This is a genomic window from Undibacterium sp. FW305-107, assembly GCF_058788535.1.
The window spans coordinates 335,235-351,615 of sequence record NZ_JBYTAV010000007.1 but is presented as its reverse complement, the minus strand read 5'-3'; the positions used below and the strand labels follow the sequence as shown (position 1 = coordinate 351,615).

Here is a 16,381-nt window from a genome sequence, read left to right as displayed (position 1 = left end):
GTGTGCACGCAAATGCACTTGGACAGGGCTGACAATAATTACTGCTCAGAAAATAGTAGCGCGGAAAATCAGGTCGTGAGACTTGAGCTATCCCTGCCGCATAAACGCTGGCAGGGATCAGGGATATAGCATCTGATTAATAGAAAATCACGGCCATTTTTGTCCCTGCCAGCTCTATCATGTCTGCATGCTTGAGGGTGTGTGGTTTGTCCTTGATGGACTGGGTATTGACTGTGGCCGATGCACTGCCTTCTACCTGGGCGATGACATAGTCCTTGCCCTGCTGGGTAATAGCAATAACCTGGGTGCCAGGGCTGCCTATTGTTGTAACAGCCTTGATCAGGTTGAGTTCCTTACCTGAATTAGGGCCGGTCATGACCTTGATCTTGGCCCTGGGCTTATCGACAGAAGCCGGTTGCACCTGGCCTGGCTCAGGTACAAAAGTCTGCTTGCCTGACTCTTCTACCTGAAACCGCAGTTTGTATTTACCGATGTCGATGACATCATCATGCTGCAACAGGTGTTTTTTGACAGGCTGTGCATTCACCATGGTGCCGTTAGTGCTACCAAGATCAAGTACAAAAGAACCATTGGAAGAGGTATCTATCGCGGCATGCTGACCGCTGACCGTCAGGTGATCGATGACAATATCATTACTAGGGCGCCGACCTACCGTGAGGCGTGATTTACTGATAGTGATTTCTTGCTGAACCAAACCATTAAAGGTGACGATAATTTTCGCCATAAATCTCTCATCAATTCATAACCCCCGACCTACCGGGTAAATGTTCTTTGCAGCCAGGACTTGTTTTCTTCGTTGACCAGGCGGAACAGGACAACTGAAATATTATCCAGCCCCCCCCTGTCCTTGGCACCATCGATCAGCGCTTCGGCACAACGGTCAAGGTCAGACTCGTACTGTCTGATCAAGGATTGGATTTCATCATGCCCAAGCATATCGGTCAATCCATCTGAGCACATCAGATACAAATCTTCTTCTTCAGTATGGTGCGTATGCAACTCCGTGTGCACCTCAGCCAGTGTACCGACCGCCCTGGTAATCAGATTCTTAATAGAAGAATAACGTGCTTCTTCTTCAGTAACCAGTCCGGCATTAATTTGCTCCTGCAGCACGGAATGATCCTGCGTCAGGCGTGTCAATACGCCTGAGCGATAGCGATAAGCACGGGAATCCCCGACGTGCGCCAGCAGGAGCTTATCTTGCAAACAACATGCCACCACCACCGTGGTACCCATGCCTGCGCATTCTGGATTGGTTTGCGCCGTATACAAGACGTTGCGATTAGCCAGCTCGACCGACTCGGTGATCCAGCGCGCCATCGCCAATGGCCTTGGCCCCATGGATGGAAACCAGATGGCATCCATCTTGCTACATAAATATTCAGCGATGATTTGGGCGGTCATGGCGCTGGCGACTTCGCCCGCGTTATATCCCCCCATGCCATCAGCCAGGACCGCACAGCCATAGTCGGCACAAACGATGATGGCATCTTCGTTGTGCGACCTGACTAAGCCCGTATCAGATAGGGCAGCAAATGTTAATACGCGCTGGTATGGCATCAATAAACGCTGGGATAAATCCTGGAGTGAATAAATTTATATTAATTAGATAAGATTTTGAAGTTATCTTATATTCGGATTATCTTAATGAGAGCTTAAGCAAAACAACCAGTCTTACTTTGCAAACCCGCCTTTGGTGCGACTATGCGACTGCGCGACCGTATTTTAAAAATACTGCCGCTTGGGAGTTGCCTGATAATTTTGCGTAAATCCTCTTCTTCTGTCTCTACCTATATTTTTTAAATTTGTTCTCTGACCTGGCCCTTCACAAATTATTTACACAATAAGCTAAATAATCAGTTAAGCCAAACATACACAATTTAATAGCCAATGGCTACGTATGTTTAAGCTTAACATTAAGGAAATCTATTTGCACGGATATCCACAAGAAACCCAGGCATAAATAAAAAAGAGTCGCAAAATTTGCGACTCTTTTTCTTGCTAAGCAGCTTTACAGCGCTTAACTTACAGCATGGCTTTCAACAAACGCGCCATTTCTGACGGGTTTTTAGTGGCCTTGATGCCGCATTCTTCCATGATGTCGAGCTTGGCTTGTGCCGTATCAGCACCACCAGAGATCAGCGCGCCTGCATGGCCCATGCGCTTGCCCGGAGGCGCAGTCACACCGGCGATGAAGCCAACAACCGGCTTCTTCATGTTGTCGCGTACCCAGTAAGAAGCATTCGCTTCATCAGGGCCACCGATTTCACCGATCATGATGACAGCATCAGTATCTGGATCATCATTGAACATCTTCATGATGTCGATGTGTTTCAGACCATTGATAGGGTCGCCACCAATACCAACAGCAGAAGACTGACCCAGACCCAGCGCAGTCAGTTGACCCACTGCTTCATAAGTCAGAGTACCGGAACGGGACACCACGCCGATACGACCTTTACGGTGGATATGGCCTGGCATGATACCGATCTTGATTTCGTCTGGTGTAATCAGACCTGGGCAGTTAGGGCCGAGCAATTTTGTTTTGCTGCCGGCTTTAGCCATGCGGTCTTTCAACATCATCATGTCACGGACAGGGATGCCTTCAGTGATGCAAATTGCCAGGTCCAGGTCAGCTTCTACGGCTTCCCAGATGGCAGCGGCTGCGCCTGCTGGTGGAACATAGATAACGGAAACTGTCGCGCCAGTAGCAGCTTTAGCTTCTGTCACGTTAGCAAAAATCGGGATGCCTTCGAAATCTTCGCCAGCTTTTTTCGGGTTCACGCCAGCGACGAAACAGTTTTTACCGTTTGCGTAATCGCGGCACATGCGAGTATGGAACTGGCCAGTTTTGCCAGTGATACCTTGGGTGATGACTTTAGTGTCTTTATTGATCAGGATGGACATATCTGTTCCTTGCGATTATTAAGCTTGAGCTGCAGCAGCTGCAACAACCTTCTGTGCTGCTTCTTCCATCGTGTCAGCCGCGATGATAGGCAGGCCAGAGTCAGCCAGCATCTTCTTGCCGATGTCTTCGTTAGTACCCTTCATACGCACAACCAGTGGTACTTGCAGGGAAACTGCCTTGGATGCAGTGATCACGCCTTCAGCGATCACGTCACAACGCATGATGCCGCCGAAAATGTTGACCAGGATGGCTTTCAGGCCTGGGTTTTTCAACATGATCTTGAAGGCTTCTGTCACTTTTTCTGCCGTCGCGCCACCACCTACGTCGAGGAAGTTGGCTGGTTCGCCGCCGAACAGTTTGATGGTATCCATCGTTGCCATCGCCAGACCAGCACCGTTGACCAGGCAACCGATATTGCCGTCGAGGGAGATGTAAGCCAGGTCAAATTTGGACGCTTCGATTTCAGCCGGATCTTCCTCATCCAGATCGCGGTAAGCCACGATTTCTGGTTGACGGAACAATGCATTCGCGTCGAAGTTGAATTTCGCATCCAGTGCAATAACCTTGCCGGAGCCAGTCAGGATCAAAGGATTGATCTCAGCCAGGGAGCAGTCAGTTTCCATGAAGGCTTTGTACAAACCTTGCAACTGTACACGCGCGTCAGCGATAGAGCCTTCTGGCACACCGATTTTGCGGGAAATGTCATCCGCTTCAGCATCTTGCAAGCCAGCAGTCGGATCGATTGCCAGGTTGTGAATCAGTTCTGGATGTTTTTCTGCTACTTCTTCAATATCCATACCGCCTTCGCTGGAGGCCATCAAGACCACGCGCTGGCTGATACGGTCAGTGACCATACTGACATACAGTTCTTTTTTGATGTCCGCGCCTTCTTCGATCAACAGGCGACGAACCTTTTGACCTTCAGTACTGGTCTGATGCGTGACCAGTTGCATGCCCAGAATCGCGTCAGCGTATTCACGCACTTGTTCCAGGGATTTAGCGACTTTCACGCCACCACCCTTGCCACGGCCACCGGCGTGTATCTGTGCTTTGACAACCCAGACTGGTCCGCCCAGCGTTTCAGCCGCTTTGACAGCTTCGTCAACAGACAGGCATGGAATACCGCGTGGTACTGTCACTCCGAATTTGCGGAGGATTTCTTTACCCTGATACTCATGAATTTTCATACGACTTCCCTTCAGACACTGAGGTATAAATAATTAAACAAACAAACTAGCTGGGTGATTTCACGTCAGGCGATGCTTTTGCCCAACGCGGGTAATATTGAACAACCGCCGGCCCATCAGTACGAAGGGCGTGACAGCGATCAAGTTGAAAAGGTTGTTGAGCCTGCTGGCCACGGTCAGTCGCGCCGTCGCGAGTATCAATCACATCCCCGGCAAAAGCCTGGACTGCCGCCGTCGGCAGGATTTGCGCCATTTCGGTCAAATGGGTGCAACCATGCACACCAGACATGCGTTCTTTCACGCCCTGGCGAAATTGCCTGAGTAAATTCAGGCCGATGAGTTTCTTGTAATCAGGGGTGATAACTTCGCAGTAACCTGGATAAGGGACTGCATCAGAAGACGCTTCTACATCAACGATGGTCAATTGCAAATCGATGGTAATGCGCAGGCTGAGGTCATGCAGCGCGCTGCCATTGGGGCGCACGCCAGATGCGAGGGTGATATCGCGGGGCTTATAGTCAGTGATACGGGCGTCAAGATCCCACAATCCATCATCGCGCGCGAACGCTTCGATCTGGATAGTACGCGTATGCTTCAGGGCGCGTCGGTTGATTGACGAAGATAAGGGCATCATGCCTGCTGGCGGCTAAACCAAAATACTCAATAAATAGCCACAATTGCGTGTCGTTACCGCAGCTTCTACGATAACAGCCGCTCCTGCGGCCCTGCAAAAAAACCAGCAGAGTTTAGCACAGACCAGCCGCGAACTCATCATTTGACTACAATTTAAGCAGTTTTCTGAGTATGCTTATGCAGAAATCTAAGCAGAAAATTAAGTTTTTTGTTGTTTGGCAGAAGAAAACGGGGCGATTATCAGGCAAATGCCTTTCCTTACAATATCGATATGTACTTGAAAGCCGCGCTCATTCAAATCGCAAACTGGCACCTGTTTCAAAGTTCGGGTCGAAGTTTTCGCTTTGCAGGTCAGGTCTGGACTCATCAGACAACAACTTACCAACCCGACATCTAAGCTTCAATAGCAAGGATATCCCCTCACTCCGTCATTCCTGCTCAGGCAGGAATCCATCGTGTTAACACTTTTAGAGCAAAATCTGCCGCGATCTTATTGAAGATTTTTAAGTCCACGCAACCAGATCAAAAACAAACATGGGTCAAGAACAGACAAAATTAAACAACGCCGCGGAGGCCAGCCTGCGCTGGGGCAACATGATTGAAATGATGAGGATGTTGGAATTTTAAACATTATTCATCATCCTCATCCCGCGGCACCCGCATCGCCGCCTGCGTTGCCCGGCTTGAAAACCCCCTCTGCTGCAAAAACGCTGCCTGCTTCATTTTTTCCTGATGGTCTTGCGGCGCATGCCGGAATTTCCTGTGCAAGACCTGAACCGCTCTCTCTACTTCAGACTCTTTCAAGTCTTCCTTGACGTTTTCTATATCCTGCGCATCCAGACCATGGCTTTGCAGCTCCGCCAAAATACGGTTATTACCAAACCTAGCTTGCCGCCGGTTCACCAGCGACTCAGAAAATCGTTCGCCAGACAAATACTTGGCCGCCTCCAGAAAATCCAGCACGGCAGCCACGTCGTCGCCTTCTTCTACATAGCGTGCCAGCTTGCGTTCCAGCTCCATGCGGCTATGCTCACGCATGGATAAGTAACGCAGGGCACGGGCTTTCAGACTAATGGCAGGTTTTTTCATACTTTAAAAGCAAAAAATGCCGGTTGGCAGCTACCAACCGGCATGATACAAAACTATGGTGCTGACAGTGTCGCAGCTTGGTGCTACAACTTAGTGCCTCAACTCAGTGTTTCAACTCAGTGTTTCAACTTACTCAGCCGTCGCCGCTGATGGCATCAGCAAAGGTACGCCCAGATGTTCACGCACTTTGTTTTCAATTTCAAATGACAGTTCAGGACGCTCTTTCAGATAAGTACGTGCATTGTCCTTACCCTGGCCAATACGCTCACCGTTATAGCTATACCATGCGCCTGCTTTTTCTATGATCTTGGCGTCGGCTGCCAGATCCAGAATCTCACCTTCGCGTGAAGTGCCTTCGCCATACATGATGTCAAAGTGCGCTTCTTTAAATGGCGGTGCCACCTTGTTCTTGACAACCTTGACCTTGGTTTCATTACCCACCACTTCATCACCAGACTTGATAGAACCGGTGCGGCGGATATCCAGACGTACGGAAGCATAAAACTTCAGTGCATTACCGCCTGTCGTCGTCTCAGGGCTACCAAACATGACGCCAATCTTCATACGGATCTGGTTAATAAAAATCACCAGGGTATTGGTACGTTTGATACTGCCTGTCAGCTTACGCAAAGCCTGAGACATCAGACGTGCTTGCAGACCAGGCAGGGAATCACCCATGTCGCCCTCAATCTCGGCACGTGGCGTCAAAGCTGCGACCGAGTCAATAACCACCAGGTCAACACTGCCTGAACGCACCAGCGCATCGGTAATTTCCAGTGCCTGCTCACCTGTATCAGGCTGTGAAATCAGCAAATCAGACAGATTCACACCCAGTTTTTGAGCGTAACCAACGTCCAGCGCATGCTCAGCATCGATAAACGCACAAGTACCACCCAGCTTTTGCATTTCAGCAATCGCCTGCAGCGTCAATGTGGTTTTACCAGAAGATTCAGGGCCATAAATCTCAACAACACGGCCACGTGGCAAGCCACCGACGCCCAGCGCAATATCCAGCCCCAGAGAGCCAGTAGAGACAACCTGCACCTCTTCCACCACTTCACCGTCGGCCATACGCATGACCGAACCTTTACCAAACTGCTTTTCTATCTGTGCCAGCGCTGCTGCAAGTGCCTTTGCTTTTTCTGAGGCATTTTCTGGTTTCTTATCGTCCATACATTCTTTCATTCAATAAGCGGCGGGTGGAAAAAGGAATACAGGCTTAATTTCCTGCGATTTGCAGTACTGTATAAAAAAACAGTGATTTATGCAAGCGACTTTTTGCATTGATTGCTGAACGGGGGATTTTACAGCGAAGTATTGGCAATCATCCAATTATTATTCATTTGGCAAAATTTCTCGGCAGTCGATTTTGACAGCCGATAGATAAATCTGATTAAAAGAATAAAGTTACTGTCAGTTTCCACGCTCGCGTTCAACTGACGGCACCTCTCACTTGCGCTCTTGCACCTTGCACCTTGCACCCGCTAATTATGCTGCTGCAACCTGTAACAAAGGCAAAGGCTGTGCTGTCTCATCGCTCACACTGACCATATTGACTACTGCTGCATCAAACTGGTAAGTACTCGCCTCATGCAGCTTCCATGCGCCGTCACCTAGCAAGTGCAGAACATGAGTGTGGTGCTTCAGCACGGCGGGGCGGTGGGCGATACTGATCAAGGTGACGCCGCTCTCACGCAGGCGTGCGTACAGGGCTGATTCGTTGGCACTGTCGAGTGCGCTGGTTGCTTCGTCGAGAATGACAATGCCAGGTGCATGGACCAGGATGCGGGCGAATGCCATGCGTTGCTGCTCGCCGACGGACAGTAGCTTTTCCCAGTCCTGCACCGCAGACAGGCCGCCTACACGCTCAGCCAGTTGTGGCAGATACACTTGATCGAGAATCTCCAGTAACTGTTCGTCGCTTAGTTCTGAGTCAGCGCTAGGGTAGATCAGTTGGCTACGCAGCGAACCCATCTGCAAATAAGGTTGCTGCGGCAGGAAAAAGAAATCTTCCAGCGGCGGATGATGGATGAGGCCGCTACCGGTGTGCCACAATCCGGCAATCGCCCGTAATAGCGAGCTTTTGCCGCAGCCGCTGTCGCCGGTAATGAGCAGTGCCTCACCTGGTTGCAATGCAAGGCTCAGTTCCTTGATCAGTACGCGTTGTGATTGCGGTGGATGCAGTGTGACTGATTCCAGTGCGAGCCGGGTGCCTGGGCGTAACTGGATGCGTACGGGCTCGACCTCTGCAGTCGGTTCGGATTTCGTCTTCGGTAAAACCAGGTCGGACAATGTCTGCAGCCGGCCTACGCCCGCCACAAAACGGCTCAGGCTCTCGAAGTTTTCAACGATCACGCCCACTGCGCCGAGTACGGCAGCAAATGCACCGACCGCCTGCGTAGCCCGCCCTACCTCCAGCTCACCTGACAGGACTTGCTGGGCAAGTATCGCCACTGGCAACACCAAAGTCAGCTGACTGAACGTGCGCTGGTACAGATTAAGAGAACGCTGTTTCTTGATCAGCTTGTCGTAGTTCTGGATGACGCGGTGAAGCTTGCTGTCTATATGCGCGCGCTCCTGCGCTTCGCCGCGGTAGAAGGCAATCGATTCAGCATTTTCGCGTACACGCATCAGGCTGTAGCGGAAGTCCGCCTCACGCCGTAGTTGCCAAAAATTCAGGTGTATCAATGGGTTGCCAAATGCATACAGCGCTGCACCAGTACCGATAAGGGCGTACACCACCAATACGCCGACCAGCAAGTGGGAGATTGACCACAGCACGGCGCTGAACGCCACCAACTGCATGGCAGATCCCAGGAAAATGAGCAGGAAGTTGATGGACCTGCCTGTAAAGGTATTAATGTCTTCGCTGATGCGCTGGTCAGGATTGTCGAGTTCGCTATTGGCACCGAGTGCGTAGTATTTACGGTCTTTAAGATAGCCGTCGAGAAAGCGCCCGCTGAGCCAGCGTCGCCACTGGTTGGCGAACAGGTCACGCATGTAATAGTAAAACGCATAAGTCGGCACGGCAAAGGCTAGCACCATCAGGCAGGTTCGCACGGATGCCCAAAAGCGCTCTCCTTCCTTAGCGGCAAGTGCCGACGTCATTTCTCCGGCCTGATCGTTCAGCATGACTGCAAACTTGGTTTCAAACAGCATTAACACGATCAGCAACACCAGGAGGACCCAGGCTCTCTTCCATTCTTCGCCCAGCCAGTAAGGTTTGGCGACATCAATGAATTGCCGCCACGCAGAAAGTGAGAGAAAGGCAGTACGACGCCTCTTGGGTGGTGGGGGCACACCATCAGTTTCCTCGTTGGGGCGCGTGTCGCTTAAGATAGTCATGATCAGATTCTGTGGATATAGGCTTTTCTTCAGTATGGGATCTGACGCGATATCGTTCTGTGCGGAAACAGACATAATCCTGCAAGGCAGGATGAAAAACTGAGAAATTGACGATACGAGGCACCGATATGTCCCACCCGTGCTACATGGCACGTCTGACTGCGGTCGAATGCAAATAGACGTGATTAGTAATTTGAAACCATAAAGTCAATCCGACTGTTGATGGGACATGCATGCTTCATATTTTCAACTTGCGATAGGAAAAGCAATGGCAGGGGAATTTTTTAATCAAGGAATTGCAATCTTAAGATCAGAGCTGGTATAGCCACTATCTCCCCGAAAAAAGTGGTATAGCCCTTCAGCCAATTCAATAATTGACTCGAATACCCCATAAATTCTAACGCCGCCGGTACCTGGCGGGGGTTTCGCCCACAAGACGTGTAAATAAGCGGGAGAAACTGCTGACATCAGAATAACCAACCTCTGTAGTAATACGAGCGATGCTCCAGCTTGTGCTGTTCAACAACTGCTTTGCTTTTTCAACCCGTGCGAGTTGCAGCATACTTAGGGGTGATTGCCCTGTTTCGACTTTGATCCGCCTCAGCAAAGTACTTGAACTTATATGAAAAGTGAGCGCCAGGCGATTAAGGTCACACTCGTCGGTCAATCGATCACTGAACCAGTGCTGCAATTGTTGCGAAAAAGCGGGCAGACCTCTCTGCATCAAAGCGCTATCGATAAATGGCGATTGGCTGGCACGCTGGTTGGGCAATAAGGCAACCCGTGCGGTGGCAGTTGCCACGTCAGCACCCAGCGTGCGCTTGATAAGCTGAATGGCAAGATCAAACGATGAACTGACTGCGCCGGTGGTCATGACTGCGCCGTCCTCCAAAAAAACAGCATCAGCCTGTAGCCTGGTCGCCGGATACCGCCGGGCAAGCTCTGGGGCAAACAGCCAGGCAGTTGTAGATTTGCGGCCATTTAAAAGACCAGCTTCGCCCAGCAGGAATGCTCCGACACATGCGGAAGCAACTGCAGTTCCCGCAGCAAAAGTCTTTTTGATGAAAGCAAGCTCGCGTGACAAAGAAGCCAGTTTTCTGTCCCAGTCAACATGGCGGTTTATTTCAAGCCCCGGCACAACGAGTAAATCGTATTTACCCGCAGGTCGCTTAATTCCAATAGAAATTCCACCAGCAATATTGATGCTTTTCCCCGCAAGACCAATCAGCTCTATATCGAACGCTGGCCTCTTGCGCGCCTTGATACCCAGACCAAGATCCATTCCTATCCTCAGGACATCGGTGATGCCAAACACCTGAGACCCCATGCAGGCTTCGTACACCAATATAGCTATCCGCAAGGATGTTGAATCTGTCATGACGAGCATTCTGTAATTTTGACGAAATTGACCATAAAACAGCTGATATCCGCATGGTACGTGAAGGTGGAGAAGATAGACAATAAGTTTATCTGCAAAGCAGGAGCTGGCAGAACACCATTCATCTTCAAGGAAAGTATCGCCATGATTTCGCCTCAAATTATTCGGATTGCCATTGCCCCCTTCGGGATGATTAATTGTCACCTCATTATTGGTGAAACTGGCTGCATTCTGGTGGATGCTGGTCTGCCAGGATCAGAATCAAAAATAGAGCGTGCACTAAAAAAACGTGGCCTTTCATTTGGCGACATTAAACTCATCGTCATCACCCATGCTCATGTAGATCATGCGGGAAGTGCTGCACGGATGCGCGAATTGTCAGGTGCTCCGATTCTTGCGCATGAGGGGGATCTTGATTATTACCAGCAAAAGAAGAAGATGACTTTTTGCGCGACTGGATGGTTTGGCCGGATATTTCTAAAGACAGGCTTAATTTTGCAGCCTTACCTTCCCTTTACGCCTGACATTCTATTGCAAGCTGGTGAAGTACAGGACTTAAGCTGCTTTGGAGCAGCTGGCACCGCCAGGCACACTCCTGGACACACTGCAGGTTCAGTTTCAGTCCAGCTAGATACCGGGGATGCAATGGTTGGAGATTTACTTGCATCTGGTGTATTGCTTGGCGGGCTGATCAGGACGGCTCATGCAATGCGCCCGCCATTCGAAGATAATCCAGAAACTGTATCTGTTGAATTAAAAAAAATGCTGGTTTCAGGCAGTAAGCGTTTTTACATGGGACACGGCGGACCACTGAATGCACCGGAAGTTCATCGGCACGCGCAATGCTTGCAGCCATTGACAGCACTGAAAATTAATTCGGCAGGCTGATAGCTATTGCTAATCAGTTGGTGAGCAAATCAAGTATTTTCAATTGAGGAGATTACTGGTTTTTGTTAGTTTGCTCTGGATGATAAGCAGATGCTTGCATCAAATTCTGACACCATGGTTTGCATATGTTTTGAAGGTCAGCTTGAGGCGAGTTTGACCTCTCTTTTTTTCTTGTTCACTTTTTCTTGTTCACTTTCTTGCTGCCTTGACTCTGCCAGTTTGATCCGGCTGTCACCAGGTCATACGGCTTTTCAAATCTTGGCCCGATCAGATCCGGATGAAGCTGTTTCAGTCTGCACATCAACAAGATCTAACTGCGCTTTACTCTACAAATGCGGCAATGGCGCTGCGACTGGATGCGCTCTGTTTTGCTTTGTACATGGCGATGTCGGCTTCTTTGAGGAACTGCTCGGCGTTCGTCGTGGAATCATAGATACTGATGCCGATGCTGGTTGACATCATGATCGCTGAACCGGGCAAGGGCAGTTCCAGTGCAGAGACAATTTTCCGGGCAAGAACCTGGGCATGTTCCAAAACCCGTACACCTTCGGCAAGCACCACAAATTCATCCCCACCAAGGCGGGCCATGATGTCATTCCCACGCAAGCAGCCAGAAACTCTTTTTGCAAATTCTTTCAGTACTTCATCACCCGTGTCATGGCCGTTGGTATCATTGATTTTTTTAAACCCGTTCAGATCCATGAACAATAAAGCCAGGCCATTGTTTTGCCGCAGTTGCCGGACTATCGCCTGATGCAGTACTTGCATAAAGTGCCTGCGGTTCGGGAGACCGGTCAGGCCATCTGACAAGGCCATTTCATTCAGTGTGGATTCCCATTTTTTGCGCTCGGAAATGTCGTGCAAAAAAGCCGTGAATTCGAATTGGCCCGCAATATGATTGACGTTCAAACTTACTTCGACCGAAAGCTCTTTACCGTCCCGGTCAACAGCGAGAAGCTCGCGCCTTGCGGTCGTAGATTTTTTTCCAAGCTTATCTAAATGCGTCAGGATATTGACAAAAGAACTTCTGAAAGCGGGTGGCACGATCAGGTCCACAATATTGCGGCCCATGGCCTCGCTACAACTCCAGCCGAACAGGGATTCAGAAGAGCGGTTCCATTGCGTCACAATACCAGCATTGTCGATTGATATCACCGCGTCGTTAGCATGCTCCAGGATTGTGCGTATTCTTTCTTCACTCGCACGTAGCTGTGCCTGCACACGAAACATTTCGTCAAAAGCTACCTGCTTTCCAAGAGCGGCCCCCAGTGCTGACCCCATCAATTCCAGTGTTTGCAAATCTTCTTCGTCAAATCCATACGCCTGTTCCGACATGACTTTAAGGACACCAACTGGCAGACCACGTTCAAAAAGTGGCGTGCAAATCATTGAACGAACGCCCACTTTTTGGCAGGCATTTGCATCAACGCGTGGATCGGTTTCTGCATCATCACATTGAAGAATTTTTGCGCTACTGACACATAAGCCTGACAAGCTATTCGCTCTCAGCAGGCGCAGACCGACATGCTGGGATATCGCACCGCTGGCGGAGCGGTAAACCATGTAGTCGCCGTCGACCAGTTCGACTACCGCACCTTTGGCCTCTGTGAGTTCTTGCAGTGTATTTACAACAAGTTGCATGAACGCCACAAGATCCAGATCTGCCTGGGCGAGAAGTGATTGTGTTTCAATTATTCGCTCTAAGCGGTCAAGCTGTCTTTTATTTTTTTTCATTTTTCTATCCCTGACAGCTTTATACGTTGCATTTATTTTAGAGTATTTCTGATTGATGTCTCTTTCAATATATGGCGGATTCATCCTTTTTTTTGTTAATTATTGCGGCTTGATATTGAAGGATTTTTAATATCTATCTCATCAATGACAATAAGCGAGTGAGCCCTCAGCCAGCGCAAGCAAACCGAAAATCGGTATTGCGATTTCATTCTGCGATTTCCTGATTCTGAGTATCCTGGATTCCATAAAAATCGTGGTTACCAATTGTAGATTTTGGTAACAAAAATTCATTACGATTGTGAATAAATGCTAAATCTGCCAGCATTTGCTTTGCATTTTTCCAACATGAAAACGCCCTGCGCATTCCTCCGGAAAACACTCTTACAAAAGGCAAAGTGATGTATAAAATTCGCAAGTCCGGATGGATTTCCTTGCTGCTGCAAGCCAGCATTGTCACGCTGCTATCTGCATGCGGTGGTGCAAACGACAGGGCTGGTTCAAATGCTCCGCAGGTACTCACATCAAGCCCGCCAGCTCCGGCCCCGGCAAAAGCAACGGTAACCAGCACCAGCCCGGCACCGCAAGTCTTGTACACCGATACACTCAGCGGGCCGACCACAGGCGGCGAGAACAACCAGGGTGCCTATCTTTCCATTTTTGGGAGAAATTTTGGTGCCGCCAGTGACCTGGGAACAAATACCAAGGTCTACATAGGCGACAACGAAGTTGCCAATTACCGCTATCTGGGAAACGCAAAATCAAGCGCCAGGACAGGCTTGCAGCAAATAACAGTGCAGGTAGGTTCACTTGCCGGCGCGCCTGCAGGTGGAGCGCTACCCATCAAAATCGTCTCCAACGGCGCATCGTCGAATACGGACAATAGCTTCACGCCAAGTTCAGGGCGCATCCTTTTCGTTTCACTGTCCGGCTCCGATACCAGCGCGGTGGCAAACAATATTGCCAAGCCCTGGCGCTCGCTGCAAAACATGAGCACCTTGAAAGGTGCCTACTTTGCCATGCAGGCAGGGGACCAGATCGTGATACGTGGCGGTGCCTGGCACGACACCAACGGCCAGGATAAAACATGGATGCGTTTCGGCAGCGGCACCTATGCCAGAAACGGCAGCCCTTCTGCGTGGATACATATCACTGCCTACCCTGGCCCCATCAACGGCAACGCCATAGAAGATGTTCACTACACGACGCCAGCCGGTGCATCAGGCGGTATCGCCGGGCCCTGGTCTGCCATTGCCGGTTCTTCAGGCGAGTTCATCTCGGTTTCCAATTTAAGGATGGATATCGCGGGTGGTGCCAACCGGGATGCTGCGCCTATCAATTTCCAATACACTGCAGGCCCATGGCGCGTGGTCAACAATGAGCTTGGCCCCTGGATTGCAGGCAACTCTGCCACGCTCAATGCAGCAGGGATTTCTGGTCACGGTAACGGCAACAAAGTTCTGGGCAATAACATCCATGATATTGCTGGCACGTCTGAACTGCAAAACCATGGCATCTACGCAGACACCACGGCACAGAACTGGGAAGTAGCGTATAACTGGATACACAATATCACTGGCGGTTCAGCCGTGCAGTTCAATGATAATGAAGGCGGTGCAGGCTCGGTGACGCTGCCTCACGGTGGCATCTGGCAGGGGTTTACCGGCATACGCATACATCACAACTGGCTGGAAAACGCCGCGAAATACGGCATCAATTTCAATGACCAGGGCAGCACGCACAAGGGCACTTATGAAGCCCAGAGCTGGAACAATGTCATCACCGGCACCAAGCTGTACCCGATACGCATCAACTCAACCGCCACCACACAAAACATGTGGTTTGCCTACAATACCGTGTATAACGCCATGACCGGGCCAGCCGGAAATAAAGCCTACATCATGGATGAAGGCTTTGGCAGTGGTGCAGGCATACGCAACAAGTTCTACAATAATATTTTTGCGTTTGGCCCTGACACACAATCTGGCACCACATGGTTGATTGATTACAGTACACCATCAACGACCACCAGCTACGACTTCAAACAGAACCTGTACTTCAGCAATGGTCAAACTGCACCATCGCCAGGGACGCTGGGCGACAACCTGGCAATCTCAGGTAGCCCTCAGTTCAGGAATGCATCAACGGGAGATTACACTTTGCTGGCGACCAGCCCGGCGGTTGATGCGGCTACCCAGCCAGGGCTTTTTAGTGTCAATGACGACATGGTCAACGTCTCGCGCCCACAAGGCACAAGCAAGGACATCGGCGCTTTTGAGTTAAGCGGTGCCACCGTGCCCATTCCCACACCTGTCAATGGCATGTGTGGCAGTGCCAGCGGTCAGTCGTTCAGCACAGCACCGAGCAGCCAGCTTTGCTCATCCGGTATTGCGTCATTGGTGTCATTTACCGGCAACACTTGGGCATGGAGCTGTGCTGGCAGCAATGGCGGAACAACGGCAAGCTGCAGCGCGAACCTCGCTAGCAATCCTGACCCATCCACCCCGCCCAGTGTGCGCCAGCAATACTCTGGTGTCATTACAGCGGGAACGAGCAGGCATCAATTGTCCAGCGCTGTATCGGCAGGCAACTGGATACTGGTGACCGTAGGCGTGAACAATAATGCGCTTGGCGTGTCAGGCACATTATCTGACAATCAGGGGCATGCCGATATCAGTTCTTTCACCTCTCTGGGACGCATCTATGTAGACGGAATGGGTACTGATCTGTATGCGGCAAAGGCCACGACATCTGGTACATACGCATTGACCGTAGGCATTCCCAACCAGGGCAGCATACACATCGTGGAAATCCAGAATGCAGACGCGGTGAATTTGCTGGACGCTCCTTTAACAACCAGCTCAGGCCCACGCTTTGCATCTACGGCTCTGTCTTCACAAACGCAGACGAGCACGAGAGCGAATGATCTCGTGCTTGCACTGGTTGATCTGGGTATAGGCAATGCCATTCCATTCAGCCCGGACGGAACCTGGCAACTTGTCAGCCCGGCGGCGGGTACCTACATCACTTCGCGTATTTATGAGCAGCACCCAGCCGCCACTGGCACATTTGGAATTTCTGGTACGGTCGGTGGTAGTGGTGCAGGTTATCCAGGCTGGGAAGCGGCGCTCATTGTGATCAAGGGGCAATAAAATCGGCTTTGTCAGTCATTGATTTTTGAGGGACACCATGAGTGCCAGC

At 50.3% G+C, this 16,381-nt stretch carries 12 protein-coding genes; 2 read left to right on the top strand and 10 right to left on the bottom strand.

Features of this window, described 5'->3' with window-relative positions; genetic code table 11:
- Positions 1–136: 136 nt before the first annotated feature.
- The 9 genes from AC3WQT_RS17645 to AC3WQT_RS17605 form a co-directional block, all read right to left on the bottom strand.
- Positions 137–745, bottom strand: coding sequence for an FHA domain-containing protein (locus AC3WQT_RS17645; protein WP_492705583.1), 609 nt, complete (start codon positions 743–745; stop codon positions 137–139).
- Positions 746–774: 29 nt separating this feature from the next.
- Positions 775–1,581 (bottom strand): Stp1/IreP family PP2C-type Ser/Thr phosphatase, encoded by an 807-nt coding sequence (locus AC3WQT_RS17640; RefSeq protein ID WP_492705581.1) that lies wholly within the window; start codon positions 1,579–1,581, stop codon positions 775–777.
- A 465-nt stretch (positions 1,582–2,046) separates the two neighbouring features.
- Positions 2,047–2,928 (bottom strand): succinate--CoA ligase subunit alpha, encoded by an 882-nt coding sequence (sucD, locus tag AC3WQT_RS17635; protein WP_492705579.1) that lies wholly within the window; start codon positions 2,926–2,928, stop codon positions 2,047–2,049.
- Between the two features lie 18 nt (positions 2,929–2,946).
- Entirely contained in the window at positions 2,947–4,131 is a 1,185-nt protein-coding gene (sucC, locus tag AC3WQT_RS17630) for an ADP-forming succinate--CoA ligase subunit beta (RefSeq protein WP_492705652.1), read from the bottom strand.
- A 31-nt stretch (positions 4,132–4,162) separates the two neighbouring features.
- Positions 4,163–4,747, bottom strand: coding sequence for a DUF2889 domain-containing protein (locus AC3WQT_RS17625; RefSeq protein ID WP_492705650.1), 585 nt, complete (start codon positions 4,745–4,747; stop codon positions 4,163–4,165).
- A gap of 632 nt (positions 4,748–5,379) precedes the next feature.
- Positions 5,380–5,838, bottom strand: coding sequence for a recombination regulator RecX (gene recX / locus AC3WQT_RS17620; RefSeq protein WP_492705577.1), 459 nt, complete (start codon positions 5,836–5,838; stop codon positions 5,380–5,382).
- 129 nt (positions 5,839–5,967) lie between these two features.
- Entirely contained in the window at positions 5,968–7,011 is a 1,044-nt protein-coding gene (gene recA, locus AC3WQT_RS17615; RefSeq protein WP_492705575.1) for a recombinase RecA, read from the bottom strand.
- A 315-nt stretch (positions 7,012–7,326) separates the two neighbouring features.
- Positions 7,327–9,183 (bottom strand): ABC transporter ATP-binding protein/permease, encoded by a 1,857-nt coding sequence (locus tag AC3WQT_RS17610; protein WP_492705573.1) that lies wholly within the window; start codon positions 9,181–9,183, stop codon positions 7,327–7,329.
- 397 nt (positions 9,184–9,580) lie between these two features.
- Positions 9,581–10,561 (bottom strand): GlxA family transcriptional regulator, encoded by a 981-nt coding sequence (locus AC3WQT_RS17605; RefSeq protein ID WP_492705571.1) that lies wholly within the window; start codon positions 10,559–10,561, stop codon positions 9,581–9,583.
- Positions 10,562–10,579: 18 nt separating this feature from the next.
- Here AC3WQT_RS17605 and AC3WQT_RS17600 point away from each other — a divergent pair, with 18 nt between their 5' ends.
- Positions 10,580–11,449 carry an MBL fold metallo-hydrolase gene (locus AC3WQT_RS17600; RefSeq protein WP_492705569.1) on the top strand — a complete coding sequence of 290 codons (870 nt, stop codon included), beginning with the start codon at positions 10,580–10,582 and terminating at the stop codon, positions 11,447–11,449.
- 321 nt (positions 11,450–11,770) lie between these two features.
- Here AC3WQT_RS17600 and AC3WQT_RS17595 read toward each other — a convergent pair whose 3' ends face one another.
- Positions 11,771–13,183 carry a diguanylate cyclase domain-containing protein gene (locus tag AC3WQT_RS17595; protein WP_492705567.1) on the bottom strand — a complete coding sequence of 471 codons (1,413 nt, stop codon included), beginning with the start codon at positions 13,181–13,183 and terminating at the stop codon, positions 11,771–11,773.
- A 398-nt stretch (positions 13,184–13,581) separates the two neighbouring features.
- Here AC3WQT_RS17595 and AC3WQT_RS17590 point away from each other — a divergent pair, with 398 nt between their 5' ends.
- The gene (locus tag AC3WQT_RS17590; RefSeq protein WP_492705565.1) at positions 13,582–16,332 is read left to right on the top strand and encodes a choice-of-anchor Q domain-containing protein; all 2,751 of its coding nucleotides are present in this window, start codon (positions 13,582–13,584) and stop codon (positions 16,330–16,332) included.
- Positions 16,333–16,381: the final 49 nt, after the last annotated feature.

Coding starts and splice junctions, on each gene's coding strand:
- sucD (WP_492705579.1), bottom strand. CDS start 2,928: ATGTCCATCCTGATCAATAAAGACACTAAAGTCATCACCCAAGGTATC.
- recX (WP_492705577.1), bottom strand. CDS start 5,838: ATGAAAAAACCTGCCATTAGTCTGAAAGCCCGTGCCCTGCGTTACTTA.
- recA (WP_492705575.1), bottom strand. CDS start 7,011: ATGGACGATAAGAAACCAGAAAATGCCTCAGAAAAAGCAAAGGCACTT.
- AC3WQT_RS17595 (WP_492705567.1), bottom strand. CDS start 13,183: ATGAAAAAAAATAAAAGACAGCTTGACCGCTTAGAGCGAATAATTGAA.
- AC3WQT_RS17645 (WP_492705583.1), bottom strand. CDS start 745: ATGGCGAAAATTATCGTCACCTTTAATGGTTTGGTTCAGCAAGAAATC.
- AC3WQT_RS17625 (WP_492705650.1), bottom strand. CDS start 4,747: ATGCCCTTATCTTCGTCAATCAACCGACGCGCCCTGAAGCATACGCGT.
- AC3WQT_RS17590 (WP_492705565.1), top strand. CDS start 13,582: ATGTATAAAATTCGCAAGTCCGGATGGATTTCCTTGCTGCTGCAAGCC.
- AC3WQT_RS17640 (WP_492705581.1), bottom strand. CDS start 1,581: ATGCCATACCAGCGCGTATTAACATTTGCTGCCCTATCTGATACGGGC.
- AC3WQT_RS17610 (WP_492705573.1), bottom strand. CDS start 9,183: ATGACTATCTTAAGCGACACGCGCCCCAACGAGGAAACTGATGGTGTG.
- AC3WQT_RS17605 (WP_492705571.1), bottom strand. CDS start 10,561: ATGACAGATTCAACATCCTTGCGGATAGCTATATTGGTGTACGAAGCC.